This window comes from Actinomadura geliboluensis, from assembly GCF_043197915.1.
Lineage (GTDB): Bacteria > Actinomycetota > Actinomycetes > Streptosporangiales > Streptosporangiaceae > Spirillospora > Spirillospora geliboluensis.
Genome location: NZ_JBICUA010000011.1, coordinates 272,580 through 295,842, shown reverse-complemented (window position 1 = coordinate 295,842; position 23,263 = coordinate 272,580). Strand labels below are relative to the sequence as shown.

23 protein-coding genes are annotated in these 23,263 nt (G+C 74.0%); 17 read left to right on the top strand and 6 right to left on the bottom strand.

Going from position 1 to position 23,263, the window contains the following annotated elements:
• Positions 1-20: 20 nt before the first annotated feature.
• The 6 genes from sufC (at position 21) to ACGFI1_RS32755 (ending at position 5,504) form a co-directional block, all read left to right on the top strand.
• Positions 21-785, top strand: a complete 765-nt coding sequence (gene sufC, locus ACGFI1_RS32780) for a Fe-S cluster assembly ATPase SufC (protein ID WP_386865403.1) — start codon at positions 21-23, stop codon at positions 783-785.
• Entirely contained in the window at positions 782-2,044 is a 1,263-nt protein-coding gene (locus ACGFI1_RS32775; protein WP_386865405.1) for a cysteine desulfurase, read from the top strand. The genes sufC and ACGFI1_RS32775 overlap by 4 nt, the downstream gene beginning before the upstream one ends.
• 43 nt (positions 2,045-2,087) lie before the next feature.
• Positions 2,088-2,546, top strand: a complete 459-nt coding sequence (gene sufU, locus ACGFI1_RS32770; protein ID WP_067638932.1) for a Fe-S cluster assembly sulfur transfer protein SufU — start codon at positions 2,088-2,090, stop codon at positions 2,544-2,546.
• Positions 2,543-2,878, top strand: a complete 336-nt coding sequence (locus ACGFI1_RS32765) for a metal-sulfur cluster assembly factor (RefSeq protein ID WP_386865407.1) — start codon at positions 2,543-2,545, stop codon at positions 2,876-2,878. Before sufU ends, ACGFI1_RS32765 begins: the two co-directional genes overlap by 4 nt.
• A gap of 743 nt (positions 2,879-3,621) precedes the next feature.
• Entirely contained in the window at positions 3,622-4,830 is a 1,209-nt protein-coding gene (locus tag ACGFI1_RS32760; protein ID WP_392790992.1) for a sensor histidine kinase, read from the top strand.
• A complete protein-coding gene (locus ACGFI1_RS32755; RefSeq protein WP_392790989.1) occupies positions 4,827-5,504 on the top strand; it encodes a response regulator in 678 nt (225 codons plus the stop codon). The genes ACGFI1_RS32760 and ACGFI1_RS32755 overlap by 4 nt, the downstream gene beginning before the upstream one ends.
• Before the next feature lie 28 nt (positions 5,505-5,532).
• On the opposite strand, the gene ACGFI1_RS32750 is transcribed toward ACGFI1_RS32755, so the two are convergent.
• Positions 5,533-6,660, bottom strand: coding sequence for an EAL domain-containing protein (locus ACGFI1_RS32750; RefSeq protein ID WP_392790986.1), 1,128 nt, complete (start codon positions 6,658-6,660; stop codon positions 5,533-5,535).
• A gap of 72 nt (positions 6,661-6,732) precedes the next feature.
• On the bottom strand, positions 6,733-7,128 hold the full coding sequence (locus ACGFI1_RS32745) for an ABC transporter permease (protein WP_138638556.1): 396 nt from the start codon (positions 7,126-7,128) through the stop codon (positions 6,733-6,735).
• Between the two features lie 68 nt (positions 7,129-7,196).
• On the opposite strand from ACGFI1_RS32745, the gene ACGFI1_RS32740 reads away from it, so the two are divergent.
• From ACGFI1_RS32740 to ACGFI1_RS32730, 3 genes are read left to right on the top strand one after another with little or no spacing between them, the layout of a single operon-like run.
• The gene (locus ACGFI1_RS32740; RefSeq protein WP_240808050.1) at positions 7,197-7,835 is read left to right on the top strand and encodes an AIM24 family protein; all 639 of its coding nucleotides are present in this window, start codon (positions 7,197-7,199) and stop codon (positions 7,833-7,835) included.
• A complete protein-coding gene (locus tag ACGFI1_RS32735; protein ID WP_301174976.1) occupies positions 7,835-8,488 on the top strand; it encodes an AIM24 family protein in 654 nt (217 codons plus the stop codon). The genes ACGFI1_RS32740 and ACGFI1_RS32735 overlap by 1 nt, the downstream gene beginning before the upstream one ends.
• A gap of 3 nt (positions 8,489-8,491) precedes the next feature.
• Positions 8,492-9,253 (top strand): AIM24 family protein, encoded by a 762-nt coding sequence (locus ACGFI1_RS32730; protein ID WP_138638553.1) that lies wholly within the window; start codon positions 8,492-8,494, stop codon positions 9,251-9,253.
• 47 nt (positions 9,254-9,300) lie between these two features.
• Here ACGFI1_RS32730 and ACGFI1_RS32725 read toward each other — a convergent pair whose 3' ends face one another.
• Positions 9,301-10,095: a VOC family protein gene (locus ACGFI1_RS32725; protein WP_138638552.1), complete on the bottom strand. Its 795-nt coding sequence runs from the start codon at positions 10,093-10,095 to the stop codon at positions 9,301-9,303.
• A gap of 324 nt (positions 10,096-10,419) precedes the next feature.
• On the opposite strand from ACGFI1_RS32725, the gene ACGFI1_RS32720 reads away from it, so the two are divergent.
• The 3 genes from ACGFI1_RS32720 to ACGFI1_RS32710 all read left to right on the top strand — a co-directional run bounded on the left by ACGFI1_RS32720 (position 10,420) and on the right by ACGFI1_RS32710 (position 13,331).
• The gene (locus ACGFI1_RS32720; RefSeq protein WP_387069960.1) at positions 10,420-12,018 is read left to right on the top strand and encodes an ABC-F family ATP-binding cassette domain-containing protein; all 1,599 of its coding nucleotides are present in this window, start codon (positions 10,420-10,422) and stop codon (positions 12,016-12,018) included.
• 116 nt (positions 12,019-12,134) lie between these two features.
• Complete coding sequence (locus ACGFI1_RS32715; RefSeq protein ID WP_021596738.1) at positions 12,135-12,347, top strand: helix-turn-helix domain-containing protein; 213 nt, start codon at positions 12,135-12,137, stop codon at positions 12,345-12,347.
• Between the two features lie 174 nt (positions 12,348-12,521).
• Positions 12,522-13,331: an enoyl-CoA hydratase/isomerase family protein gene (locus ACGFI1_RS32710; protein WP_392790983.1), complete on the top strand. Its 810-nt coding sequence runs from the start codon at positions 12,522-12,524 to the stop codon at positions 13,329-13,331.
• Between the two features lie 45 nt (positions 13,332-13,376).
• Here ACGFI1_RS32710 and ACGFI1_RS32705 read toward each other — a convergent pair whose 3' ends face one another.
• Positions 13,377-15,293 (bottom strand): Xaa-Pro dipeptidyl-peptidase, encoded by a 1,917-nt coding sequence (locus ACGFI1_RS32705; RefSeq protein ID WP_392790981.1) that lies wholly within the window; start codon positions 15,291-15,293, stop codon positions 13,377-13,379.
• A 237-nt stretch (positions 15,294-15,530) separates the two neighbouring features.
• On the opposite strand from ACGFI1_RS32705, the gene ACGFI1_RS32700 reads away from it, so the two are divergent.
• The gene (locus ACGFI1_RS32700; RefSeq protein ID WP_392735275.1) at positions 15,531-17,456 is read left to right on the top strand and encodes an ABC transporter ATP-binding protein; all 1,926 of its coding nucleotides are present in this window, start codon (positions 15,531-15,533) and stop codon (positions 17,454-17,456) included.
• A 46-nt stretch (positions 17,457-17,502) separates the two neighbouring features.
• Here the strand turns inward: ACGFI1_RS32700 and ACGFI1_RS32695 are convergent, their stop codons facing one another.
• Positions 17,503-18,459, bottom strand: coding sequence for a sulfotransferase family protein (locus ACGFI1_RS32695; protein ID WP_386865425.1), 957 nt, complete (start codon positions 18,457-18,459; stop codon positions 17,503-17,505).
• Between the two features lie 123 nt (positions 18,460-18,582).
• Between ACGFI1_RS32695 and ACGFI1_RS32690 the strand changes: the two genes are divergently transcribed.
• From ACGFI1_RS32690 to ACGFI1_RS32675, 4 genes are all read left to right on the top strand, one after another.
• A complete protein-coding gene (locus ACGFI1_RS32690; protein WP_138640063.1) occupies positions 18,583-19,350 on the top strand; it encodes an SIR2 family NAD-dependent protein deacylase in 768 nt (255 codons plus the stop codon).
• 165 nt (positions 19,351-19,515) lie between these two features.
• On the top strand, positions 19,516-20,553 hold the full coding sequence (locus ACGFI1_RS32685) for a S66 peptidase family protein (RefSeq protein ID WP_387069963.1): 1,038 nt from the start codon (positions 19,516-19,518) through the stop codon (positions 20,551-20,553).
• On the top strand, positions 20,550-21,440 hold the full coding sequence (locus ACGFI1_RS32680; protein ID WP_392790980.1) for a hypothetical protein: 891 nt from the start codon (positions 20,550-20,552) through the stop codon (positions 21,438-21,440). Before ACGFI1_RS32685 ends, ACGFI1_RS32680 begins: the two co-directional genes overlap by 4 nt.
• Positions 21,440-22,567 carry a glycerate kinase gene (locus tag ACGFI1_RS32675; protein ID WP_392790978.1) on the top strand — a complete coding sequence of 376 codons (1,128 nt, stop codon included), beginning with the start codon at positions 21,440-21,442 and terminating at the stop codon, positions 22,565-22,567. The genes ACGFI1_RS32680 and ACGFI1_RS32675 overlap by 1 nt, the downstream gene beginning before the upstream one ends.
• Here ACGFI1_RS32675 and yczE read toward each other — a convergent pair.
• Positions 22,564-23,187 carry a membrane protein YczE gene (yczE, locus tag ACGFI1_RS32670; protein WP_392790976.1) on the bottom strand — a complete coding sequence of 208 codons (624 nt, stop codon included), beginning with the start codon at positions 23,185-23,187 and terminating at the stop codon, positions 22,564-22,566. The two genes, ACGFI1_RS32675 and yczE, sit on opposite strands and share 4 nt — an antisense overlap.
• Between the last annotated feature and the right edge of the window lie 76 nt (positions 23,188-23,263).

Below are 23,263 nucleotides of genomic sequence, written 5' to 3'. Positions count from 1 at the left end.
CACGAAGGACTGTACGCACTATGGCCACGCTAGAGATCCGCGACCTCCACGTCTCCGTCGGCGACGGCTCCGACGGGGCGAAGGAGATCCTGCGCGGGGTCGACCTGACCGTGAAGGCCGGCGAGACCCACGCGATCATGGGGCCGAACGGCTCGGGCAAGTCCACCCTGGCCTACGCCGTCGCCGGGCACCCCAAGTACGAGGTGACGTCGGGCACCGTCACGCTGGACGGCGAGGACGTCCTCGCCATGTCGGTGGACGAGCGCGCCCGCGCCGGGCTGTTCCTCGCGATGCAGTACCCGGTCGAGGTGCCGGGCGTGTCGGTGTCGAACTTCCTGCGCTCGGCCGTGACCGCCGTCCGCGGCGAGGCCCCGAAGCTCCGCGAGTTCTCCAAGGAGATGAAGCAGGCGATGGACGCGCTGTCCATCGACCCGGCGTTCGCGCAGCGCAGCCTGAACGAGGGCTTCTCCGGCGGTGAGAAGAAGCGGCACGAGATCCTGCAGCTGGAGATGCTCAAGCCGAAGGTCGCCGTCCTGGACGAGACCGACTCCGGCCTGGACGTCGACGCGCTGAAGGTCGTCTCCGAGGGCGTGAACCGGTTCGCCTCCGGCGACACCGGCATCCTGCTGATCACCCACTACACCCGCATCCTGCGGTACGTGAAGCCCGACTTCGTGCACGTGTTCGCCGCCGGCCGCGTCGTCGCCGAGGGCGGGCCGGAGCTGGCCGACGAGCTGGAGGAGCAGGGGTACGAGAAGTACGTGAAGGCGGGCGCTTCGCTATGACGCTGCTGCCCGAGGAGCTGAAGAAGGACTTCCCGCTGCTGCGCCGCACGGTCCGCGGCGGGCGTCCTCTGGTGTACCTCGACTCCGGTGCGACGTCGCAGAAGCCCGTCCGGGTGCTGGACGCCGAGCGCGAGTTCTACGAGCGGCACAACGCGGCGCCGCACCGCGGGGCGCACCTGCTCGCCGAGGAGGCGACGGAGGCGTACGAGAACGCCCGCGCGTCCATCGCCCGGTTCATCGGCGCGACGCCGGCCGAGATCGTGTTCACCAAGAACGCCACCGAGGGCATCAACCTCGTCGCGTACGCGATGAGCAACGCCGCGACCGCCGGCCCGGAGGCCGAGCGGTTCGCGGTGGGGCCCGGCGACGAGGTCGTGGTGTCGGAGATGGAGCACCACGCCAACCTCGTCCCGTGGCAGGAGCTCTGCCGGCGGACCGGCGCCACGCTGCGCTGGTTCGGCATCACCGACGAGGGCCGCCTGGACCTGGAGAACCTCGACGACCTGGTCAACGAGCGCACCAAGATCGTCGCGCTGACGCACCAGTCGAACGTGCTCGGCACCGTCCCGCCGGTGAGGCAGATCATCGCCCGCGCGCACGCCGTCGGCGCGCTCGTCCTGCTGGACGCCGCGCAGTCGGTGCCGCACCAGCCGGTCGACGTCGCCGAGCTCGGCGCCGACTTCCTGGCGTTCTCCGGGCACAAGATGCTCGGCCCGACGGGCATCGGCGTGCTGTGGGGGCGGAGCGAGCTGCTGGAGGCGATGCCGCCGTTCATCACCGGCGGGTCCATGATCGAGGTCGTCCGCATGGAGGGGACCACGTTCATGCCGCCGCCGCAGCGGTTCGAGGCGGGGGTGCCGATGACGGCGCAGGCCATCGGGCTCGGCGTCGCCTGCGACTACCTCGCCGAGATCGGCATGGACCGCGTCCACGCCCACGAGGAGGCCCTGGTGGCCTACTCGCTGGAGCGGCTGGGCGAGATCCCCGGCGTCCGCATCATCGGCCCCGGCACCACCGAGGCGCGCGGCGGCGCCGTGTCGTTCACCGTCGAGGACATCCACCCGCACGACGTCGGCCAGGTCCTGGACGACCTGGGCGTCGAGGTCCGCGTCGGCCACCACTGCGCGTGGCCGATCTGCCGGCGCTTCGGCATCCCGGCGACCACCCGCGCGACGTTCTACCTCTACAACACCCTCGCCGACGTGGACGCGCTCGCCGACGGGGTACGGCACGCCCAGAAGTTCTTCGGAACACACTGACCGGCGGGCCGGTTGTAGCGAGAAAAGGCTTGGAAGGGACGACATGCAGCTGGAGGCGATGTACCAGGAGGTCATCCTGGACCACTACCGCAACCCCCACCACAAGGGGCTGCGGGAGCCGTTCGAGGGCGAGGCCCACCACGTCAACCCGACCTGCGGTGACGAGGTGACGCTGCGCGTCCACCTGGACGGCGAGGGCCAGGACGCCACGGTCGCCGACGTGTCGTATGACGCCATGGGCTGCTCGATCAGCCAGGCCAGCGCCTCGGTGATGTCGGACCTGATCATCGGAAAGTCCGTGAAGGAGGCGATGGCGGTCGGCGAGGAGTTCCTGGCGCTGATGCAGTCCCGCGGCCGGGACATCGAGCCGGACGAGGACGTCCTGGAGGACGCCATCGCCTTCGCCGGGGTCTCCAAGTACCCCGCCAGGATCAAATGCGCCCTGCTCGCCTGGATGGCGTGGAAGGACGCGACCGCACGCGCACTCGGAGAGGCATCATGACCGACACCCCCGCGACCACCGAGACCACTCCGCAGGAGGAGGAGGTCCTGGAGGCGCTCAAGGACGTCGTCGACCCCGAGCTCGGCATCAACGTCGTCGACCTCGGCCTGGTCTACGGCGTGAACCTCGACGGCGGGACCGCCACCCTGGACATGACGCTCACCAGCGCCGCCTGCCCGCTCACCGACGTGATCGAGGACCAGGCCCACAGCGCGCTGGAGGGCCTGGTCCAGGACGTCAAGATCAACTGGGTCTGGCTGCCGCCGTGGGGCCCGGACAAGATCACCGACGACGGCCGCGACCAGCTGCGCGCCCTCGGCTTCAACGTCTGACGAACGCCCGGCGCCCGCGTGAGGCCGCGCCCCCGGCCGCGGGGGCGCGGCCTCACTGCGTGTTCCCGGCCCCCGGTGTCCTTGGGCTTGGCGGGCCAGAGGGTGTGGGTGATCGGCCACAGCGACCAGATCGCGAGGACGCCGCCGAGGCGCGCGAGCCAGGCCAGCAGGGCCTGCGTGCGGTCGGGGTCGTCCACCAGGACGATCATCGCGCCGAGGAGGCCGCAGGCGATGGCGGTCGCCAGGGCGGCCTTGCCGAACTCGCGCCACTCGTAGCGGACGCGCGCCGCCCCGTACTTGGGCTTGCCGCGGGGCGGCGGGCCGCCGGCGAAGCGGTGCGCGAAGCGCTCGTCCGCCCAGCGGACCATGCTGTGCCCGAACGCGACCGAGTAGCCGAGGTAGGCGGCGGCCAGGCCGTGGCCGGTGCCGGCGGTGGCGCCGCCGTGCAGGTCGATGGCCGTGGCCGCCAGCAGCACCAGGTCGACCAGCGGGACGCACAGCAGCAGGGCCGCGCCGGTGCGGCGCAGGCGCAGCGGGTAGCGGGCGAGGAGCCCGGCGGCGAGGACGACCCAGAAGCCGATCTCGCAGCCGGCGATGACGGCGATGAGCACGTGCTCCATCCTGCCGGGGCGGCGGGGCCGGATCGTCGTCGCCGGTGGGGTTTCGCGGGTCGTCCGAAGGATGTACGCGGCATCCTCATCCGGGTGGACGAGGCACGGGCGCGGGGATGCTGAGATGGGTCCGTGCACCGGATCCGACGGCTGACCACGCGCCAGGACGCCCTGATCGCCGTCGCGTCCCTCGCCGGCGGGCTGCTGATGCTCGCGGCGCACGGCTACTCGACGTGGGGGACCGACTGGGACCCGTCCCGCTGGGTCCGCCTCGTCCCGCTGCTCGGGCTGTGCGCGGCCATGCTGCTGCGCCGCACCGCGCCGCTCACGGGGCTCGCGCTCGCCACCCCGTTCAACTTCGCCGACGTGGCGTTCGGCCCCAGCATCGCCACCGCGATGATCTTCGGGGACGCCCTGTACGCGGCGAGCCTGTACGGGCGGCGCCGGACGGCGGAGTGGCTGCTCGGCGCGACCGCGGCCGCGTCGCTACTGGTCGCCGCCGGGGTCGGGATCGGCCTTCGCGGCGTCGCGGTCGGCGTGGTGGCGGGCGCGGTCGCCGGGCTGGTCTGGGTGGCGCCGGTGCTGACCGCGATGGCGGTCCGCGAGCACCGGTACCGGGCGGAGGCCGAGCGGCGGCGGGCCGAGGCGGAGCACCGGCGGGCGGAGGCGGAGCGGCAGCGCGCCGAGCAGGTGGCGCGGCTGGCCGAGCTGGACCGGCGCGCCGCGGTGAACGCCGAGCGGGCCCGGATGGCCCGCGAGCTGCACGACGTGATCGCCAACCATCTGAGCGCGGTAGCGCTGCACTCCTCGGCGGTGCTGCGGGTGCGGGACCTGGACCGGTCCGAGATCGAGCGGTCCATGGAGGTCATCCGGGAGAACAGCGTGCGCGGCCTCGCCGAGATGCGGCGGATGATCGGGCTGCTGCGCGACGGCGGCGAGGACCCGGCCGCCCGGCCGCGGCTCGCCGAGCTGGACCGGCTCGTCCGGCACACCGGCCGGGCGGACCTGGCGGCGTCGCTGGAGGTCGCGGGGGAGCCGGCGGAGCTGCCCGCGGCGGTGGAGCTGGCCGCCTACCGGATCGTCCAGGAGTCGCTGACCAACGCGCTCAAGCACGGCGGGCCGGGCCGCGCCGAGGTGCGGGTGCGGTACGGCCGGCGGCTGGTGATCGACGTGCTCAGCCCGCTCGGCCGGGACGGCTCCCGGCTGCCGGGCAGCGGCAGCGGGCTGGTCGGGATGCGCGAGCGCGCGGTGATGCTGGCCGGGGAGTTCGACGCGGGGCCGGACGGCGGCCTGTGGCGGGTGCACGCCGAACTGCCGGTGGAACCGGAGAGGACGCCATGATCGAGGTGCTGGTCGCCGACGACCAGGCGGCGGTGCGGGCGGGCCTCGTGCTGATCCTGCGCGGCGCGCCGGACGTGCGGGTCGTCGGCGAGGCCGCGGACGGGGCGCGGGCGGTGGAGCTGGCCCGCGAGCTGCGCCCCGACGTGGTGCTGATGGACGTGCGCATGCCCGTCCTGGACGGCATCAGCGCCACCCGGGAGATCGCCGGGTTCACCGACGTGCTGGTGCTGACCACGTTCGACATGGACGAGTACGTGTTCGGCGCGCTGCGGGCGGGCGCCGCCGGGTTCCTGCTCAAGGACGTGGACGCCGACCGGCTGGTGGACGCCGTCCGGACGGTCGCGGCGGGCGACGGCGTCATCGCCCCGCGGGTCACCCGGCGGCTGATCGGCGCGTTCGCGGCCCGGCCGGCGGCCCCGGCGCACGCGCCCGGCCTGGACGGGCTGACGCCCCGGGAGCGCGAGGTGTTCGCGTGCCTGGGGGAGGGCCTGTCGAACGGGCAGATCGCGGCCCGCCTCGACATGGCGGAGACGACCACCAAGACGCATGTGAGCCGCATCCTCGCCAAGCTCGGGCTGGCCAGCCGGGTGCAGGCGGCCATCCTCGCCCAGGAAACGGTCCTCGGTGGACTTTCCGGGCGTGATCCACACGACGGGCCCCCCGGCCCGCGCTGACCCCTCAGCGCGCCTCTCAGTGCCCCTCTCAGTCCGACATGGCGCGGATCAGGTCGGCGACGCGCACGATGCCGAGGCAGCGGCCCACCTCGTCCACCACGACCAGGTCGTCGTAGACGCGGTCGTCCTCCGCGCCCGCCGCGCGCAGCGCCGCGATCGCCGGGACGGTCCGCGGCACGGGCCGGGGCGGGTCGGCCAGCCGGGCGGCGGGCCGCCGCGCGTGCAGCGCGTGCCCGTACGCGCCGGACAGCTGGAGCAGGAACCGCGTCCGGTCCACCGTGCACCGGGGCCGCTGCCGGTCGTCGACCAGGACGACGCTGGTGACGCCGGTCTCGGCGTTCAGCACGGTGAGCACCTCGTCGGCGGTGGCGGTGTCCGGCAGCGTGACCGCGGGGATCGTGAACTCCGACACCCGCGGCCCGAGCCCGGTCTCCGGCCGGGCGGGCTCCGGGGCCGCCGCCGCGACCGGGATGCTCACCGGCATGCCGGGGCGCCACTCCCGCGGCGCGAGCGCCGGCCCCTGGACGAGCCGCACCCCGGCCTCCCGCATGTGCAGCACCTGCTCGCGGCTCGCCATGCCGGGCGCCTGGACGTGCGTCTCCAGCCGGTGCGCCAGGTCCACCAGGCTCGCGACCAGCGCTGCCCGCCGCGGCTCGGTGAGCGACGCGCGCGCCAGCTCGGGATCGAGCTTCAGCAGGTAGGGGGCGCCGTCCACCAGCAGGTCCAGCGGGGCGTGCGCGGAGCCGAGCCCGGCGAGGCCGACGAGGTAGCCGGCGTGCCGCAGCGCCGCCAGCGCCGCGGCGAGCGGCGGCCGCTGGGCGGGCGGGAACCCGCCGGTGACGCACAGGATGACCTCATGTGGCCGCCGGCCGGCGTCGCCGAGGCCGTGGTGGAGCTCGTGGAGCAGGTCGTCGCCGCCCGCCAGCGTCTCGGCGCGCAGGGAGATCTGCAGGGGCAGGCGCGTGCCGGCGGCGTGCGCCGCCCGGGCCGCCTCGACGGCGCGCCGCACGTCCTCGGCCGCCGGGTCGAACCGCGCCGGGGCTTCGGACGGCCCGGCGTGCGCCTCGACGGCGACGACGGCGCCCGTGCCGAGATCGGCCACGGGCTGGAACACCGCCCGGGCCGGGAGGAGGGCATCGAGTGCGTCGACGGGCACAGCCGCATCATGCCGCCCGCGACGCCCCGGAACCACCCGTGTCGGGAGAAGTTAACCCACAGTTCGCCCAGTTCAGAGGCTGCGGGTGCCCGCCAGGGCCGACAGCAGGTAGGTGACGCCGGCGACGGCCGACAGCCAGGCGTAGGCCGTGATGTCGGAGCCGCGCAGCGCCTGGACGACGAGGCCGCCGACCACCGCGACGGTCAGCACGTCGCCGGTCATCGCGGCGGCGCGCAGGTGCGCGCGGGCCCGGGTGCCGGACCCGAACCCGTCGCTGACCGGCAGCGCCGGCTCGTTGCGCCGGTAGCCGAGGTAGCCGGCGTATCCCGCGAGCGCGGCCAGCGCGACGAGGGCCGTCCCGGACCGCCCGTCGGCGGCGAGCACGGCCCCGACCACCACGCCGGCGGCCAGGACGAGCCCTGGCACGGCCCACCGGCTGAGACTGCGGCGTTCGGGAGCGATCCACATGGTGCCCATCCTTCCCGATGCGCGCACGAGCGGGACCGGCAACGCGCCGGGCGGTATCTTCTCGCTTCGTGGCGCAATTTCGATTGAACGGCTCGAAGATGCTCGCCGTCGACCTCGCCGGCGAGACCATCAGGGCGCTGAACGGCTCCATGGTCGCCTACGAGGGCCAGATGGCGTTCAAGAGGCAGGGCATGACCGGCGGCGAGGGGCTCCGCGGCGCCCTCAAGCGGCGGATCGCCGGCGAGGGCATGACCCTCATGGAGATCAGCGGCCAGGGGACGGTCTACCTGGCCAGCGAGGCGACGGAGGTCACGCTCGTCCAGCTCACCGGCGACACCCTGTTCGTGGAGTCGGAGAGCCTGCTGGCGCTCGACGGCGCCCTGCAGACCGGCGTCCAGTTCGTGGGGCTGCGCGGCATGGGCACCGGCCAGGGCCTCGCCACCACCAAGGTGGACGGGCACGGCACGGTCGCGATCCTGTCCGAGGGGCCGGCGATCGCGCTGGAGGTCACGCCGCAGACACCGCTGTGCGTCGACCCGCACGCCTACGTGTGCCATCACGGGCAGCTCCAGCAGGACGTGGTCACCGACGTCAACTGGCGGACGGTGATCGGCCAGGGATCGGGGGAGAGCGTGCAGTTCCGGTACCAGGGGCACGGGCTGGTGTACGTCCAGCCGGCCGAGCGCGGCGGGATTCTGGAGATCTGATGCCCGGTTACCAGTCGATCAACTCCAAGATGCTCCAGGTGCCGATCGGGCCGGGGCAGGAGGTCTACAGCAAGCGCGGCGCCATGCTCGGCTACACCGGGCCCGTGTCGTTCGCGCCGTCCACCACGGCCGGGCAGGGCATCGGCGGCACCATCGGGCGAGCCGTCGCCGGCGAGCGCAGCGCGATGATGCACGTCACCGGGCAGGGCAGCGTCCTGTTCGGGCACGGCGGCCTGGAGGTCAGCGTCATCGACCTGAACGGCGCCGACACCCTGTACGCCGAGGCCGACCGCCTCCTCGTCCACGACACGACCCTCCAGGTCGGGACGATGTTCATGGGCGAGCAGGGCGGCGTGCGCGGCATCGTGCGCGGCGCCGTCACCGGGCAGGGCCTGTTCACCACCACGCTGACCGGGCACGGCTCGTGCGCGCTGCTGTCGCACGGCGGCGTGATGGAGCTGCCGATCACCCCGCAGCGGCCCGTCCACGTCGACCCGCAGGCGTACGTGGCGCACCGCGGCCAGGTGCAGAACAAGCTCACCACGGCGGTGGGGCTGCGCGACCTGATCGGGCGCGGCTCCGGCGAGGGCTTCCAGCTGGAGCTGAGCGGCTCCGGCGTCGTCTACGTCCAGGCCAGCGAGAGGAAGATCTGACCCGTGAGCACGTTCGGCACGCAGACCTGGAACCCGCACAGCCTCCCGTCCAACGACAACGTCAACCCGTACGCCTTCAGCGTGGACCTCAACGGGCAGTGGTTCGCGCAGAAGGGCAAGATGATCGCCTACTACGGGCAGGTCAAGTTCGAGGCGCTGTCGGCGGGGCCGCTGGACTCCCTCGTCGCGCACACCTTCAACTCCCCGCTGTACGCCCAGGACTGGATCGTCGCGCAGGGGCAGGGCAAGCTGCTGCTCGCCGACCGGGGCTTCGACGTCAACTCCTTCGACCTGGAGGAGGGCAACCTCACCGTCCGGGCCGGGAACCTGCTCGCGTTCGAGCCGGGCCTGGAGCTGAAGCAGTCGATTATCCCCGGGTTCCTGACGCTGATCGGTACGGGGCGGTTCGTGGCGGCCTCCAACGGGCCCGTCCACTTCGTCGAGCCGCCGATCCGCGTCGACCCGCAGGCGCTGCTCGGCTGGGCCGACTGCCCCTCGCCCTGCCACCACTACGACCACTCCTACATGCGCGGGGCGTTCGGCGCGGCCCGGATGGTGTTCGGCATCGGCGGCCAGTCCGGCGAGGAGCACCAGTTCGACTTCACCGGCCAGGGCACCGTGCTCATGCAGTCCTCGGAGGCCGTGATGAACGAGGACGTGCTGCTGCGCGACCTGGAAGGCCAGATCGGGCTGGTCGGCACGTCCGGGCTCCAGCGGCTGCACCAGACGATCGGGCAGCGGCTGGCCGCCGAGCGCCAGGGCTGACCCCGCCGGTCTCCGGGGGCCCGCGCGGCCGGGCCCCCGAAGAGCGGTCACGACGCGGGCTCGGGCGCCGGCTTCATCACGTGGAAGGGCACCCCGAACGGGTCGCGGACGGGCGCCGAGCGGCCGTACGGGCTGTCGGCCGGCTCGGCGTCGACCGTGCCGCCGCCCGCGCGGACCCGGCGGACCGCCTCGTCGGCGTCGCCGACCGCGAAGTAGGTCATCCAGGACGGGACCTCGCCGGCGCCGCCGCCGACCACGACGCCGGACCCGCCGGCGATGCCGCCGATGTAGCGGCCGTCCGGGCGCTTCAGGACGGTGTAGTCCATGTCGCCCGGCATCGGCTCCAGCTCGTAGCCGAAAAGCGTCCGGTAGAACGCGCAGGCGGCGCCGGAGTCGGGCGTGACCAGCTCGTTCCACACGAACGACCCCGGCTCGTTGACGATCGCGGAGCCGTGGTGGGCGCGGCCCTGCCACAGGCCGAACTGGGCGCCCTGCGGGTCCTTGAGGATGGCCATGCGGCCGAGGTCCATCACGTCCATGGCGGGGACGACGACCTCGCCGCCGGCGTCGGTGGCCCGCTTGACGAGGCCGTCGCAGTCGTCCGCGGCGAAGTAGACGCACCACCAGTACTCGTCGGGCTGGTCGTCGGGGTTGCGCATCATCCCGGCGACGGACTCCCCGCGCACCTGGCACAGGTTGTAGTGCCCCGCGTCGGGGCCCGCGTCCAGGAACTGCCAGCCGAAGAGCGTCCCGTAGAACGTCTTCGCGCGCTCGAGGTCGGGGATGCCGATGTCGAGCCAGTTCGGCGTCCCCACCGGCGCGTTTCCGGTGACCTGGGTCATCCGACTCACACTCCTTCGTGCCGGGACCGGCGGGGCCCCGGTGCCGTTCCCGCCGCACGCCGCCACCCTCATCCTGGCCCCGCACGCGGCGTTCACACATGGCTTTCCCGACGGATGACCCGTGGCCGGGACCGGCCCCCGCCCGCCGGCCCCCGCCCGCCGCCGATCGACGGACGAGCTCCGCTCGGCGGGTCCCGTACACTGGTTGGATGGTTCCGCTCCCGAACTGACAGTGCGCCCGGCGCGCCCACGGTCGATGGACCGCGCGGCGCGCCGTTTCGTGCGCCTGTCCACCGAGCCGTCCGTCAGGGGAGCCCTGTCACTGTGATCATCGCGAAAGACATCGAGCTGCGCGCCGGGTCCCGGCTGCTGATCGAGGCCGCCTCGTTCCGGGTCAACCCCGGCGACCGGGTGGGCTTCGTCGGCCGCAACGGCGCCGGCAAGACCACCCTCACCAAGGTGCTGGCGGGGGAGGCGCTGCCCGCGCAGGGCGCCGTGACGTCCTCCGGCACGATCGGCTACCTGCCGCAGGACCCGCGCGGCGTCGACCTCGGCGAGCTGGCCCGCGACCGGATCCTGTCCGCCCGCGGGCTGGACGAGGTGATCCGCAAGCTGCGCGCCGCCGAGGACGCCATGGCGACCGCGACGGGCGCCGACCGGGACAAGGCCGTCCGCCGGTACGGGCGGCTGGAGGAGCGGCTGCACGTGCTCGGCGGCTACAGCGCGGAGGCGGAGGCGGCGTCGATCGCCTCCAGCCTCGGCCTGCCCGACCGGGTGCTGACCCAGCCGCTCGGGACGCTGTCGGGCGGGCAGCGGCGCCGCGTCGAGCTGGCCCGCATCCTGTTCTCCGGCGCCGACACCCTGCTGCTGGACGAGCCGACCAACCACCTGGACGCCGACTCCATCGTCTGGCTCCGCGACTTCCTCAAGGGCCACCAGGGCGGCCTGGTGGTGATCAGCCACGACGTGGAGCTGCTGGACGCCGTGGTCAACCGGGTGTTCCACCTGGACGCCAACCGCAGCGTGATCGACATCTACAACGTCGGCTGGAAGAAGTACCTCGACCAGCGGGAGACCGACGAGCGGCGCCGCAAGCGCGAGTCGGCCAACGCGCACCGGCAGGCGTCGGCGCTGCTGTCGCAGGCCGACAAGATGCGCGCCAAGGCCACCAAGGCGAAGGCGGCCCAGCAGATGGACCGGCGCGCCCGGCAGCTGCTGGCGGGCGTGGAGGGCGAGCGGCAGGCCGACAAGGTCGCCAAGATCCGCTTCCCGGAGCCCGCGCCGTGCGGCAAGACCCCCCTCACCGCGGAGGGTTTGTCGAAATCGTACGGATCTTTGGAGATTTTCACCGACGTGGACCTGGCCGTCGACCGGGGCAGCCGCGTCGTCGTCCTCGGCCTGAACGGCGCCGGCAAGACCACGCTGCTGCGCCTGCTGGCGGGCGTGGACAAGCCCGACACCGGCTCGGTGGTGCCCGGCCACGGGCTGCGGATCGGCTACTACGCGCAGGAGCACGAGACCCTCGACGTCGAGCGGTCCGTCCTGGAGAACATGCAGTCGGCCGCACCCGGGATGGCGCCGGTGGAGGTCCGCAAGATCCTCGGCTCGTTCCTGTTCTCCGGCGACGACGTCGACAAGCCCGCGGGGGTCCTGTCCGGCGGCGAGAAGACCAGGCTGGCGCTGGCGATGCTGGTGGTGTCGAGCGCGAACGTGCTGCTGCTGGACGAGCCCACCAACAACCTCGACCCGGCGAGCCGCGAGGAGATCCTCGGCGCCCTGCGGACGTTCGCCGGGGCCATCGTCCTGGTGACCCACGACGAGGGCGCGGTCGACGCGCTCGCGCCGGAAAGAGTGATTTTGCTGCCGGATGGTGTGGAAGACATCTGGAGTGACGAGTTTGCCGATCTGGTGGCGCTCGCGTGACCTGCGCGGTGACTTCCGCAGATCTTTTCTGGCCGAGTGGGTAGCCGAACAGCCGGGAATGACTGATCATGGCGGGGGATAACGCAGCGGTCACCACATCACTACGGGAGGTACTCGTGGCCGAGACCCTTAAGAAGGGCACCCGCGTGACCGGTGCCGAGCGCGACAAGCTGGCGGCGGACCTGAAGAAGAGGTACGACTCCGGTGAGAGCATCCGCGCCCTGGCAGCCGCCACCGGCCGCTCCTACGGTTTCATCCACCGGATTCTGACCGAGTCCGGCGTCAACCTGCGCGGTCGCGGCGGCGCGACCCGGGGCAAGAAGTCCTGACCGGACACCGGCCCCCGGATGAGCGCACCGCCTGATCCGGCGCCGCGGCCGACCGAGTAGGGTTCGGTCGCGGCGGCGGAACGGGCGAGCGGGTCCCGCCCCGTGGACGGCGGGGCGGGCCCGCCATTGCCCCCGCCTGATCGGGCGGGGGCACGCTCATCGAAAGGAAGACCAGTGGGGGACGCGACAGCGGCCGGGCGGCCGGAAACGGCCACGGCGGTCCCGGCCGGGACCGACCTGGCCAAGGCGGGGCTCCGGTTCGAGGTGGACGGCGCCGTCGCGACCGTCACCCTGAACCGGCCCGAGCGGTGCAACGCCATGACGTTCGACACATGGCGGGGGCTCGCCGCGATCGGCCGCTCGCTGCCCGCGGACGTGCGCGTCGTCGTGCTGCGGGGCGAGGGCGCCTGCTTCTCCGCCGGGATCGACCTCGGCATGTTCTCCGGTGACGGCGAGGGCTTCAGCGACGGCTCGGACGCCGCGGCGACCGACCGCTTCATCGCCGAGCTGCAGGAGGGCTACACCTGGCTGCGGCGCCCGGAGATCGTCACGGTCGCGGCCGTGCACGGCCACGCCATCGGCGGCGGGTTCCAGCTCGCGCTGGCCTGCGACATCCGCGTCGCCGCCGACGACGCCAAGTTCTGCATGAAGGAGCCCGCGCTCGGGCTCGTCCCCGACCTGACCGGCACCAAGCCGCTGGTGGAGATCGTCGGCATCGGGCGGGCGCTGGAGCTGTGCCTGACGGCGCGGACCGTGCTCGCCGACGAGGCGGCCCGGCTCGGCCTCGCCGAGATCGTCGTTCCGCGCGAGGGCCTGGACGGCGCCGTCCGCGACCTGACCGAGGCGCTGCTCGCGGTGAACCCCGGCGCGGCCGTGGCGACGAAGCGGCTGCTGTGGGAGGCCGCCGAGAACACGCTCGAGCAGCAGTGCGCCGCCGAGCGCCGCGAGCAGATCGGCCGGCTGCGGGAGATGTTCGGCAAGTGACCGCAGCGGGGCGGGCTGGGGGACGCCCGGCCCGCCCCGGCGCGGCTACTTCAGCGCCTCGCGGCCGCCGCGCGCCAGCGGCAGCAGCACGCGGCTGACGCCGGGCCGCACGGAGACCTCGGTCCCGGCCGGGTGGCGCAGCGTGTAGTCGTAGTCGGTGGACAGCAGGATCACGCCGAGCCGGTGGCCGGCCTTCACGGTGTAGTCGGTGGGTTCGAGGTCCCACCGGAACGTGTAGGGCTTCCCGGCCTCGACGGGCTCGCTGCGGCTGAAACCGTGCCGGTTCCGGGCGTCCAGCCACCCCCGCGTGATGATCTTGTAAGGGGCGGTCTGGGTGGCCAGCTGCTGCCGGTAGGTGCAGCCGGGGTCGCCCGGCACGCTCTCACCGAAGCACACCTGCTCGGCGGTGGTGACGCGGGAGCCCGTCGGGCGGGTGTCGGTGCCGTAGTCGACCAGCAGCGCCGTCAGGTACGGCGACCGGCCGTCCAGGGAGGCCCGCAGCGACACCGAGGGGATGCCGTCGACCCGGACGGCGCTCGGCAGCGGCCCCGTCAGGTAGGCGAGCCGGTTCGGGTCGGCCAGGTCCTCATCGGCGAGGAGCTGCTCGGCGGTGCGGGTCCGGCCGGCGTCGGTGAACGACTGGGGCGCCCCTGGCCGGGGCCGCAGGCCGAGGGTGCCCGGCTGCCCGGACGGCCCGGCGTTCAGGCTGACCGGGACGGTGCGGGTGCCGGGGACGGGCCAGTCCTTGGCCGTCTCCCACGTCCCGTCCGCCTGCTCGACGTCGACGCGCGGCTCGTTCTCGATCCCGTTGCGGATCCCGTACAGGTAGCGGTCGAACCAGTGGTGGGTCTGCCGCAGCCACTCCTCGACCCGCCAGCGGAACGGCGTCGAGTGGTTGCCCTGGTGCAGCCACAGCTTCCGCGGGACGCCCGCCTCCTTGAGCGCGTTCCACCACTGCACGGAGTTCTTGACCTTGACGTTCCAGTCGTTGAGCCCGTGCACGACCATGACGGCGGCGCGCACCTTCCGCGCCTGCCCCACGTAGTCGCGGGCGGCCCACACCTTGGAGTAGTCGCCGGTCTCGCGGTCCTGCGTCGCCTCGATCTCCTCGATGACCTTCGCGCAGACCTCGGGGTTCTCGCGGGTCAGCACGGCCTCGGCCAGGACGTCGAGGTCCTCGCCCTGGTAGCCGCCGGGCGCGACGACGCCGCCGCCCGCGCGGTAGTAGTCGTACCAGCTGGAGATCCCGGCGATCGGGACGATGGCCTTCAGGCCCTCGACGCCGGTGGCGGCGGCCATGTTCGGCAGCGTCCCGTTGTAGGACTGGCCGATCATGCCGACGTTGCCGGTGGACCAGGTCGCCTTCACCGGGGTGCCGTCCGGGGCCCAGCCGCGGGCGCGGCCGTTCAGCCAGTCCACGGCGGCCTTGGCGCCCGCCTGCTCGCTGCGGTCGCCGGACGTCGGGCAGCCGGTCGAGCCGCCCGTCCCGATGCTGTCGAGGTTGGCGACGGCGTACCCGCGCGGCAGGAAGTAGTTGTCGTAGTAGCCGGGGAAGACGTCGGCGAGGTCGCGCTGGGTGGTCGTCAGCGAGCGGGCCCGCGCGTCGCCGATGTCGACCGGGTGGTTGGGGACGTTGTTGATCCCGGCCCAGTACGGGCTGGCCTCCAGGATCGTCGGGACCTTCAGGCCGGCGGTGGCGGTCTCCTTCGGGCGCATGATCCGCATCTGCACCCGGTCGCGCACGCCGTCGCGGTCGCTGTCGGCCGTGGTCTCGATGGTGACGGTCTGGGTGACGGCGTCCGCGCGGGAGAACACCGGCTGCGTCTCGCCGCCCGCCACCGTCAGGCGCGGGGCGGCGCCGTCCCTCGTGGGGACGTCCGCCGCCGCCGGGAGGGCGGTCGCGGCGGCCAGCGCGGCGGCGAGGGTGAGCGCGCCGGCGCCGCCGTGGAGGCGTCGTTTCATCTGTGGGCTCCCGGGGGGTGTGAGCCTGGGGGTGATGATCACAGTTACACCGGCGGGACGCGTTGTCCAGAGCCGTTACCGCGTCGTCCAGAGCCGTTACGCCGTGAGCGGAGCCGGGAAGCGCGGCGGGCGGGGCGGCGTTGTCCCCGCCGGATACTGAGATGCTTACTTGATTACGTCGATGCCGCTGGCATCGATGGCACGGACGCGCCGGAGGCAGATGTGGGAATGCCGGGAATGCCGGGCAACGGCTGGCAGGTGATGGCCTCGTTCCGCAAGGACAGCTCCGTCACCCGGCAGAAGCTCAAGCCCGGCACCGTCGGGCGGATCGCGGGGTACGCCCGGCCCTATGTGCGCGAGCTGGTGATCTTCCTCGCGCTGAACTCGCTGGCCGCGGTGATCGTCGTCGCGAACCCGCTGCTGCTGAAGTCGATCATCGACAGCGGCATCGTGCCGGGCCGCCAGGACATCGTGGTCTGGCTCGCCGTCGCCGTCGCGGGCCTCGCGCTGGTGGAGGCGGTGCTCGGCCTCGCCCAGCGCTGGTACTCCGCGCGCATCGGCGAGGGGCTCATCTACGACCTGCGCAGCCAGGTGTTCGCGCACGTCCAGCGGCAGCCGGTCGCGTTCTTCATGCGCGCGCAGACGGGCTCGCTCGTCAGCCGCCTCAACAACGACGTGATCGGCGCGCAGCGCGCCCTCACCACCACGCTGTCGTCGGTGGTGTCCAACGTGATCAGCCTGATCCTGGTGCTGGCGACGATGCTGTTCCTGTCGTGGCAGGTCACGCTGATCGCGCTGCTGCTGCTCCCGATCTTCGTCCTGCCGGCCAAGTGGGTCGGCAAGCGGCTGCAGCGCGTCAGCCGCGAGCAGATGGTGCTGGACGCCGAGATGGGCTCGCTGATGACCGAGCGCTTCAACGTGGCCGGCGCCATGCTCGCCAAGCTGTACGGGCGGCCCGCCGAGGAGGAGGAGAACTTCTCCGGCCGCGCCGCCCGCGTCCGCGACATCGGCGTCGTCGCCGCCATGTACGGGCGGGTCTTCTTCACCGCGCTGACGCTCGTCGCGGCGCTCGCCACCGCCATGGTCTACGGCGTCGGCGGCTACCTCGTCGTGGGCGACACCCTGCAGCTCGGCACGCTCGTCGCGCTCGCGACGCTGCTGACCCGCATGTACGGGCCGCTGACCGCGCTGTCCAACGTCCACGTGGACGTCATGACCGCGCTCGTCAGCTTCGACCGGGTCTTCGAGGTCCTGGACCTCAAGCCGCTGATCCGCGACCGCGAGGACGCCCGCGCCCTCGGCGAGAGCCGCCCGCCCGCCACGAGCCCGGCCAAGGCGCCGTCGATCGAGTTCGACCACGTCCGGTTCGCCTACCCGGCGGCGGACGAGGTGTCGCTGGCGTCCCTGGAGTCGATCGCCCGCACCGACACCTCGCCCAGCCGCGAGGTGCTGCACGACGTCGACTTCCGGGCCGAGCCCGGGCAGCTCGTCGCGCTGGTCGGGCCGTCCGGCGCGGGCAAGTCGACGATCACCCACCTGGTGTCGCGGCTGTACGACGTGTCCGGCGGCGCGGTCCGGATCGGCGGCGCCGACGTCCGCGACGTGACCCTGGAGTCGCTGCGCGCCGAGATCGGCGTGGTCAGCCAGGACGCGCACCTGTTCCACGACACGATCCGGGAGAACATGCGCTACGCCCGCCCGGACGCGACCGACGAGGAGATCCTCGCCGCGCTGGAGGCCGCGCACGTCGGCGGCCTCGTCGCCGAGATGGCCGACGGCCTGGACACCGTCGTCGGCGACCGCGGCTACCGGCTGTCGGGCGGCGAGAAGCAGCGCCTCGCGATCGCCCGGCTGCTGCTCAAGGCGCCGTCGGTGGTGGTGCTGGACGAGGCGACCGCGCACCTGGACTCCGAGTCCGAGGCGGCCGTGCAGCGGGCGCTGCGCACCGCGCTCGCGGGCCGCACCTCGCTGGTGATCGCGCACCGGCTGTCCACGATCCGGGAGGCCGACCAGATCCTGGTGATCGACGGCGGCCGGGTCGCCGAGCGCGGCCGGCACGAGGAGCTGCTGCTGGAGGGCGGCCTGTACGCCGAGCTGTACCGCACGCAGTTCGCCCATCAGCGGGACGTGGAGCTGCAGATCGAGCCGCTGGGCGCCGACTAGCCGCGCGCAAGCGCGGCGGCGTGGTCAGCTCTGCGGCCCGGCGTGGTCAGCTCTGCGGCCCGGTGCGGTAGCCGAGCCTGCGCAGCTCGGTCCCCGCGACCTTCTCGACCTGGGCGGCCTGCCGGGGGGTGAGGCGGTCGCGCCACGATCCGACGCCGCCGTCGGCCGCCTCGCCGGCCCGCACCAGGCCCGACAGCGCGGACCTCGGGACGCGCGCGTCCAGGTACTCCGACAGGCCCGCGGCGATGGCGCGCGGCTTGGCCAGCAGGTCCTCGTAGCGGACGGTGAGCAGCTGCTCCTCGGGCACCTGCTGCCGGAGCCTCGCGCTGAGCCGCACAGAGCCGCGCCAGCGCAGCGCGCACTTGACCGCGGTGGCCGCGCGCGGCCACCGGTTGCGGTCGGTGTGGTCCTCGACGCCGAAGAACGGGTTGGGGAACACCGTGTCGAGGTTGGCCAGGCCCGGCTTGAACCAGGCGAGGCAGCGCTCGTCTTCCAGCATGTCGGCGACCGCGTCCCGGCCGTCCCGGATCACCTGGACGAGCTGGGCGTCGGGGAAGGCGTCCAGCAGCACGTCGGTGCTGTAGATCAGGTCGGGGGAGGCGTCGGCGAACCGCTCCAGGCCCTGCGCGTCCGCGCACGCCTCCGCGGGCGCCGGGGCCGGGGCGCCGGGCGGGGCCGGGGGCCGCGGCGGCAGCCCGGCCAGCTCGCGGCACTCGTCCGGGCACTGCGCGCAGGCCCGCGCCGAGACCAGCCACGCCTCGGCGTAGGCGTCCCGCAGCACCCGCGCGGCGCCCTTCTCCCGGTCGGAGGCGATCGAGGGCTGCCGCGCGAACGCGTAGGTGACGCGCAGCACGCCGGGCCGGCCGGTGGTCAGATGGAAGCCGGGGGTCCGCTTGACCGCGCGCGCCAGCAGCTCCGCACCCGAGTGCGGAGCCCCCAGGATGAACACCGGGCGGCGGACCTTGGTGCCGTTGACCACCAGGATGTGCGGCGTCGACCTCATACCAGGGCAAGTTTGTCACCTTTTGCGGACTGGCCGGTCCGTGACCCAGCGTAAGGGCCCGCCCGATACCCATCCGTTAACCGGAGCGGACCATGACCCCCGCACGGGACCTACCATGTCGGGGTGGACGTTCCCCTGACGCTCGCCGAGCTTCTGCCCAACGTCGGCGCGATCACCGTGCTGACCGGCGCCGGGGTCTCCACCGACAGCGGCATCCCCGACTTCCGGGGCCCGCGCGGCGTCTGGACCCGGGATCCGGCGGCGGAGGCGATGTCCACGATCGGCTCCTACCTCGCCGACCCGGAGGTGCGGCGGCGCGCCTGGCGGTCCCGCCGCGACGACCCCGTCTGGACGGCCGAGCCGAACGCCGCGCACGCGGCCCTCGCCGAGCTGGAGCGGGCCGGGCGGCTGCGCGCCCTGATCACCCAGAACATCGACGGCCTGCACCAGCGGGCCGGGTCGTCCGCCGCCGCGGTCATCGAGATCCACGGGACGGTGCGCGAGGCGGTCTGCCTGTCGTGCGGGCTGCGCACCCCCATGCCCGAGGTCCTCGCCCGCGTCGACGCCGGCGAGGACGACCCGCCCTGCGCGGCGTGCGGCGGCCTGCAGAAGTCCGCGACGGTCTCCTTCGGCCAGTCCCTGGACCCGGACGTGCTGGACGCCGCGATCGCCGCCGCCCGCGACTGCGAGCTGTTCCTGGCCGCCGGCACCTCGCTGACCGTGCAGCCCGCCGCCGGGCTGTGCCTGGAGGCGGTCGACGCCGGCGCCCGCCTGGTGATCATCAATGCCGAGCCGACCCCGTACGATGGGCTGGCCGACGCGGTCCTGCGGCGGCCGATCGGCGAGACGCTGCCGCGCCTCGCCGGCCTCGCGCTCGGCACGGGGCGATGATCTGTTGGCGATGATCTGTTGGCGGGTCGTGACCGGGCGCCTCTTCCACTGGCGTCCGGATCCTGACAAGCTCTATCCGTCGCGGTGCGAGGAGGGATCGGGTTGAAGAGCGGGGGCGCCCGCGCGGAGACGGCAGACGGGCCGCCGGCCGCGCCGGGTGCCGGCATGCCCGGAGACCGCGGCCGGGCGCGACGGACCCGCCGGTACGGGCGGTTGCGGCCCGGCGACCGGGTCGCGGTGATCGCGCCCAGCGGCCCCGCCGAGCCCGCCCGGCTGGAGGCCGGCTGCGCGCTGCTGCGCGACCTCGGCCTTGACGCCGTGGTCGGCAAGCACGCCCTCGACCGTGTCAACCTCGGCGCCCCCGGCCCGGTCCGCGAGGGCTGGCACCGGCTCGCCGGCGGCGACGCCGACCGGGCCGCCGACCTGCAGTCCGCCTGGTGCGACCCGCGCGTCCGCGCGGTGGTCTGCGCCCGCGGCGGCTACGGCGCCACCCGCGTCCTCGACCACCTCGACTGGGACGCCCTGGCCGCCGCAACGGCCGCGTCCGGCGCGCCCAAGATCCTGCACGGCTCCAGCGACATCACCGCACTGCACGCGGCCTTTGGAACGCGCCTAGGGGTCACGACGTCCTTCGGCCCCATGCCCGCCGGCCTCCTCGCCGACGACGAACCCGACACCGACACCCTCGCCGCCCTCCGCGCCGCCCTGTTCGGCGGCCCGGTCACGCTGCCGGGTACGCACGCCCTCAGCCCGGGGCGCGCCGAGGGCCCGCTCACCGGCGGCACCCTGTCGCTCCTGGCGGCCCTCGCCGGCACCCCGTACGCCCCGCCGCCCGCGGCGGGCCGCATCGTCTTCCTGGAGGACGTCACCGAGGCGCCCTACCGGATCGACCGGATGCTCGTGCAGCTCCTGCAGTCCGGCTGGTTCGACGGCGCGGCCGGGGTGGCGCTCGGCACCTGGCGCGACTGCGGCGACCCCGCCGAGCTCGACGCGGTGTTCGCCGCCCGGCTCGGCCCGCTCGGCGTCCCGGTGCTGGCCGGGCTGCCCGCGGGGCACGGCCCGCGCCAGCTGACCCTCGAACTCGGCGCCCCCGCCGTCCTCACGGCCTCCCCGCCGCCCCCGCAGTCCCCGCATGATCCGCACCCCGCCGTGCCGGAACCCGGCGCGCTCACCCTTGAAGCGCCCTCGGGAGGTGCGCGATGAGCGGCCGCCATGCCCGTCCCGAACCCTGGGACGACGGGACCCTCGACTCGCTGCTGGTACTGGTCGCCGAGAGCCTCGGCTACCGCTGCACCCCCGCGCCCGGCGAGGTGATGCTGCTGGAGGGCGCGAACCGGCTGCACGTCAGCCTGCGCGACCTGCGGCAGCTCGCCCGCCTCGTGCCGCGCGACGACTGGCCGGCGCTGGTCTCCGACCACGTCACCACGATCGTCACCGCGATCGAGGAGCCGCTGGACCTCAGCGACTTCGACCTCGCCCAGCACCTGCTGCGCACCCGCATCTACCCGGCGGAGGCCGACAACGGCGTCCTCGCCGCCCGGCCGTTCGCGCCCGGCCTGATCGAGGCCGTCGTCGTCGACACGCCCACCACGGTCCGCACCGTCACCACCGACGAGATGGACGGCTGGCCCGTCTCCGGCGACGCGCTGTTCATGCTGGGCCGCGCCAACGTCCGCGCCGACGGGCCCCTCCAGCTCGACGAGCAGGACCTCGGCGGCGTCCGCGTCTCCGTCCTGCACGGCTGGACGTTCTACGCCGTCACCCACCTGGCGTGGCTGGAGGAGTACCTGCCGATCGGGCCGTACGGGGCGCTGGTGATCGCGCCGAACCGCAGCCTGATCGTCGCCCACCCGCTGCGGATCGCCGAAGGGCACCCGCGGGCGCGGTACCGGGCGGCCGTGGCGGCGGCGGCCGAGCTGCAGGCGCAGGCCCACCGCGCCTACGAGGAGGGCCCCGGCTCGCTCAGCCCGCACCTGTACTGGTGGCGCGCGGGCGAGCTGACCTACCTGGAGACCCGCTACGAGGGCGACACGATGGTGCTGCCGGAGGAGTTCGCGTCCGTCCTCGCCACGCTGGCGGCCGAGCACTGATGCGGATCGTCGTCGCGCCCGACTCGTTCAAGGGCAGCCTGTCCGCGGCGGAGGTGTGCGCCGCCGTCGCGGCGGGCGCGCGCCGGGCCGTGCCGGACGCCGAGGTCGCGGCGGTGCCGATGGCCGACGGCGGCGAGGGCACCCTCGACTGCTTCCTGGCCGCCCGCGGCGGCGACGCCGTCGAGATCGCCGCCACCGACCCGCTGGGCCGCCCGGTCAAGGCGCGCTACGCCCTGTCCGGCGACGGGCGCTCCGCCGTGGTGGAGCTGGCCGCCGCGTCCGGGCTGCCGCTCGTCGAGGACGTCCCGCCCGACCCGCTGAGCGCCGCCACCCACGGCACCGGCGAGCTGATCGCGGACGCGGTGCGGCGCGGCGCCCGCGAGGTGCTCGTGTGCATCGGCGGCAGCGCCAGCACCGACGGCGGCGCCGGGCTGCTGCGCGCCCTCGGCGTCCGCTTCCTGGACGCCGCCGGCGCGGAGCTGCCGCCCGGCGGGGCGGCCCTCGCCCGGCTCGCCGCGATCGACGACTCCGCGCTGCCGGACGCGGTCCGCGCGACCCGGTTCCGGGTCGCCTGCGACGTCACCAACCCGCTCGTCGGCCCGGCCGGCGCCGCCGCCGTGTTCGGCCCGCAGAAGGGCGCGTCGCCCGCGCAGGTCGCCGAGCTGGACGCCGCCCTCACCGTCTTCGCCGACGTGCTCGCCGCGCGCGGCGGGCCCCGCGTCCACGACCTGCCCGGCGCGGGCGCGGCCGGCGGCACCTGCGGCGGCCTCGTCGGGGTGCTCGGCGCCGAGCCGGCCGCCGGGGCCGAGCTCGTCGCCGCGGCGGTCGGCCTCCCGGCCGCCCTCGCCGGCGCCGACCTGGTCGTCACCGGCGAGGGCCGGGTCGACGGGCAGAGCGCCGGCGGCAAGGTCGTCTCCGCCGTCGCCGCGCTCGCGCGCGACCGCGGCGTCCCCTGCCTGGCCCTGGCCGGCGGCGTCGCCGGGCCCCTGGACGAGCTGCACGCGCTCGGCCTCACCGCCGCGTTCAGCCTCGCCGACGGGCCCCGCACCCTAGCGGAGCTGAAGGCGGACGCCGCGCCGCTGCTGGCCGCCGCGGCGGAGCAGGCCGTCCGCCTGTTCGCCCGCTAGGCGGGGGCCGGCTCCGGCTCGGGCACGGGCTCCGCCGCCGGGGCCTTCACCGTCAGCATCGGCAGGAACACGTGCGTCAGCGGGCCGATCGCCAGCGCGTACAGCACCGTGCCGAGGCCGACGGTGCCGCCGAGCAGCCAGCCGGCGGCGAGCACGGCCAGCTCGATCCCGGTCCGGACCACGCGGATGGAGTGGCCGCGCGCGGCGATCCCGGTCATCAGCCCGTCGCGCGGGCCGGGGCCGAGGCCCGCGCCGATGTAGCAGCCGGTCGCCACGCCGCCGACGAGCACCGCGACGACGAGGAACCCCCAGCGGAACGCGAGCGCGTCCGGGGCGGGCAGCAGCCACAGGAACAGGTCGGCGAACACGCCGACGAGGACGACGTTGCTGATCGTCCCGATCCCGGGCCGCTGCCGCAGCGGGATCCAGGCGAGCATCACCACCGCGCCCGCGATGATGATCCACGCGCCGATCGACAGTCCGAAGCGGCGGGAGAGCCCCTGGTGGAAGACGTCCCATGGATCGTTCCCGAGGCCGGACGACACCTGGAGGGCGATCCCGAGCCCGTACAAGGCCAATCCAACGTAGAGCTGCACGAGCCGTCGCGCCATCAAGGCCATTATCCGCCTCCAACACCATGAGTGGCCATCTTCCGGACCCACTCTGGCGTGAAGTGGACTGGTACTTGTAGGGCCA

Coding starts and splice junctions, on each gene's coding strand:
- sufC (WP_386865403.1), top strand. CDS start 21: ATGGCCACGCTAGAGATCCGCGACCTCCACGTCTCCGTCGGCGACGGC.
- ACGFI1_RS32775 (WP_386865405.1), top strand. CDS start 782: ATGACGCTGCTGCCCGAGGAGCTGAAGAAGGACTTCCCGCTGCTGCGC.
- sufU (WP_067638932.1), top strand. CDS start 2,088: ATGCAGCTGGAGGCGATGTACCAGGAGGTCATCCTGGACCACTACCGC.
- ACGFI1_RS32765 (WP_386865407.1), top strand. CDS start 2,543: ATGACCGACACCCCCGCGACCACCGAGACCACTCCGCAGGAGGAGGAG.
- ACGFI1_RS32755 (WP_392790989.1), top strand. CDS start 4,827: ATGATCGAGGTGCTGGTCGCCGACGACCAGGCGGCGGTGCGGGCGGGC.
- ACGFI1_RS32745 (WP_138638556.1), bottom strand. CDS start 7,128: ATGTGGATCGCTCCCGAACGCCGCAGTCTCAGCCGGTGGGCCGTGCCA.
- ACGFI1_RS32735 (WP_301174976.1), top strand. CDS start 7,835: ATGCCCGGTTACCAGTCGATCAACTCCAAGATGCTCCAGGTGCCGATC.
- ACGFI1_RS32725 (WP_138638552.1), bottom strand. CDS start 10,095: ATGACCCAGGTCACCGGAAACGCGCCGGTGGGGACGCCGAACTGGCTC.
- ACGFI1_RS32705 (WP_392790981.1), bottom strand. CDS start 15,293: ATGAAACGACGCCTCCACGGCGGCGCCGGCGCGCTCACCCTCGCCGCC.
- ACGFI1_RS32700 (WP_392735275.1), top strand. CDS start 15,531: ATGCCGGGCAACGGCTGGCAGGTGATGGCCTCGTTCCGCAAGGACAGC.
- ACGFI1_RS32695 (WP_386865425.1), bottom strand. CDS start 18,459: ATGAGGTCGACGCCGCACATCCTGGTGGTCAACGGCACCAAGGTCCGC.
- ACGFI1_RS32685 (WP_387069963.1), top strand. CDS start 19,516: ATGCCCGGAGACCGCGGCCGGGCGCGACGGACCCGCCGGTACGGGCGG.
- ACGFI1_RS32680 (WP_392790980.1), top strand. CDS start 20,550: ATGAGCGGCCGCCATGCCCGTCCCGAACCCTGGGACGACGGGACCCTC.
- ACGFI1_RS32675 (WP_392790978.1), top strand. CDS start 21,440: ATGCGGATCGTCGTCGCGCCCGACTCGTTCAAGGGCAGCCTGTCCGCG.
- yczE (WP_392790976.1), bottom strand. CDS start 23,187: ATGGCCTTGATGGCGCGACGGCTCGTGCAGCTCTACGTTGGATTGGCC.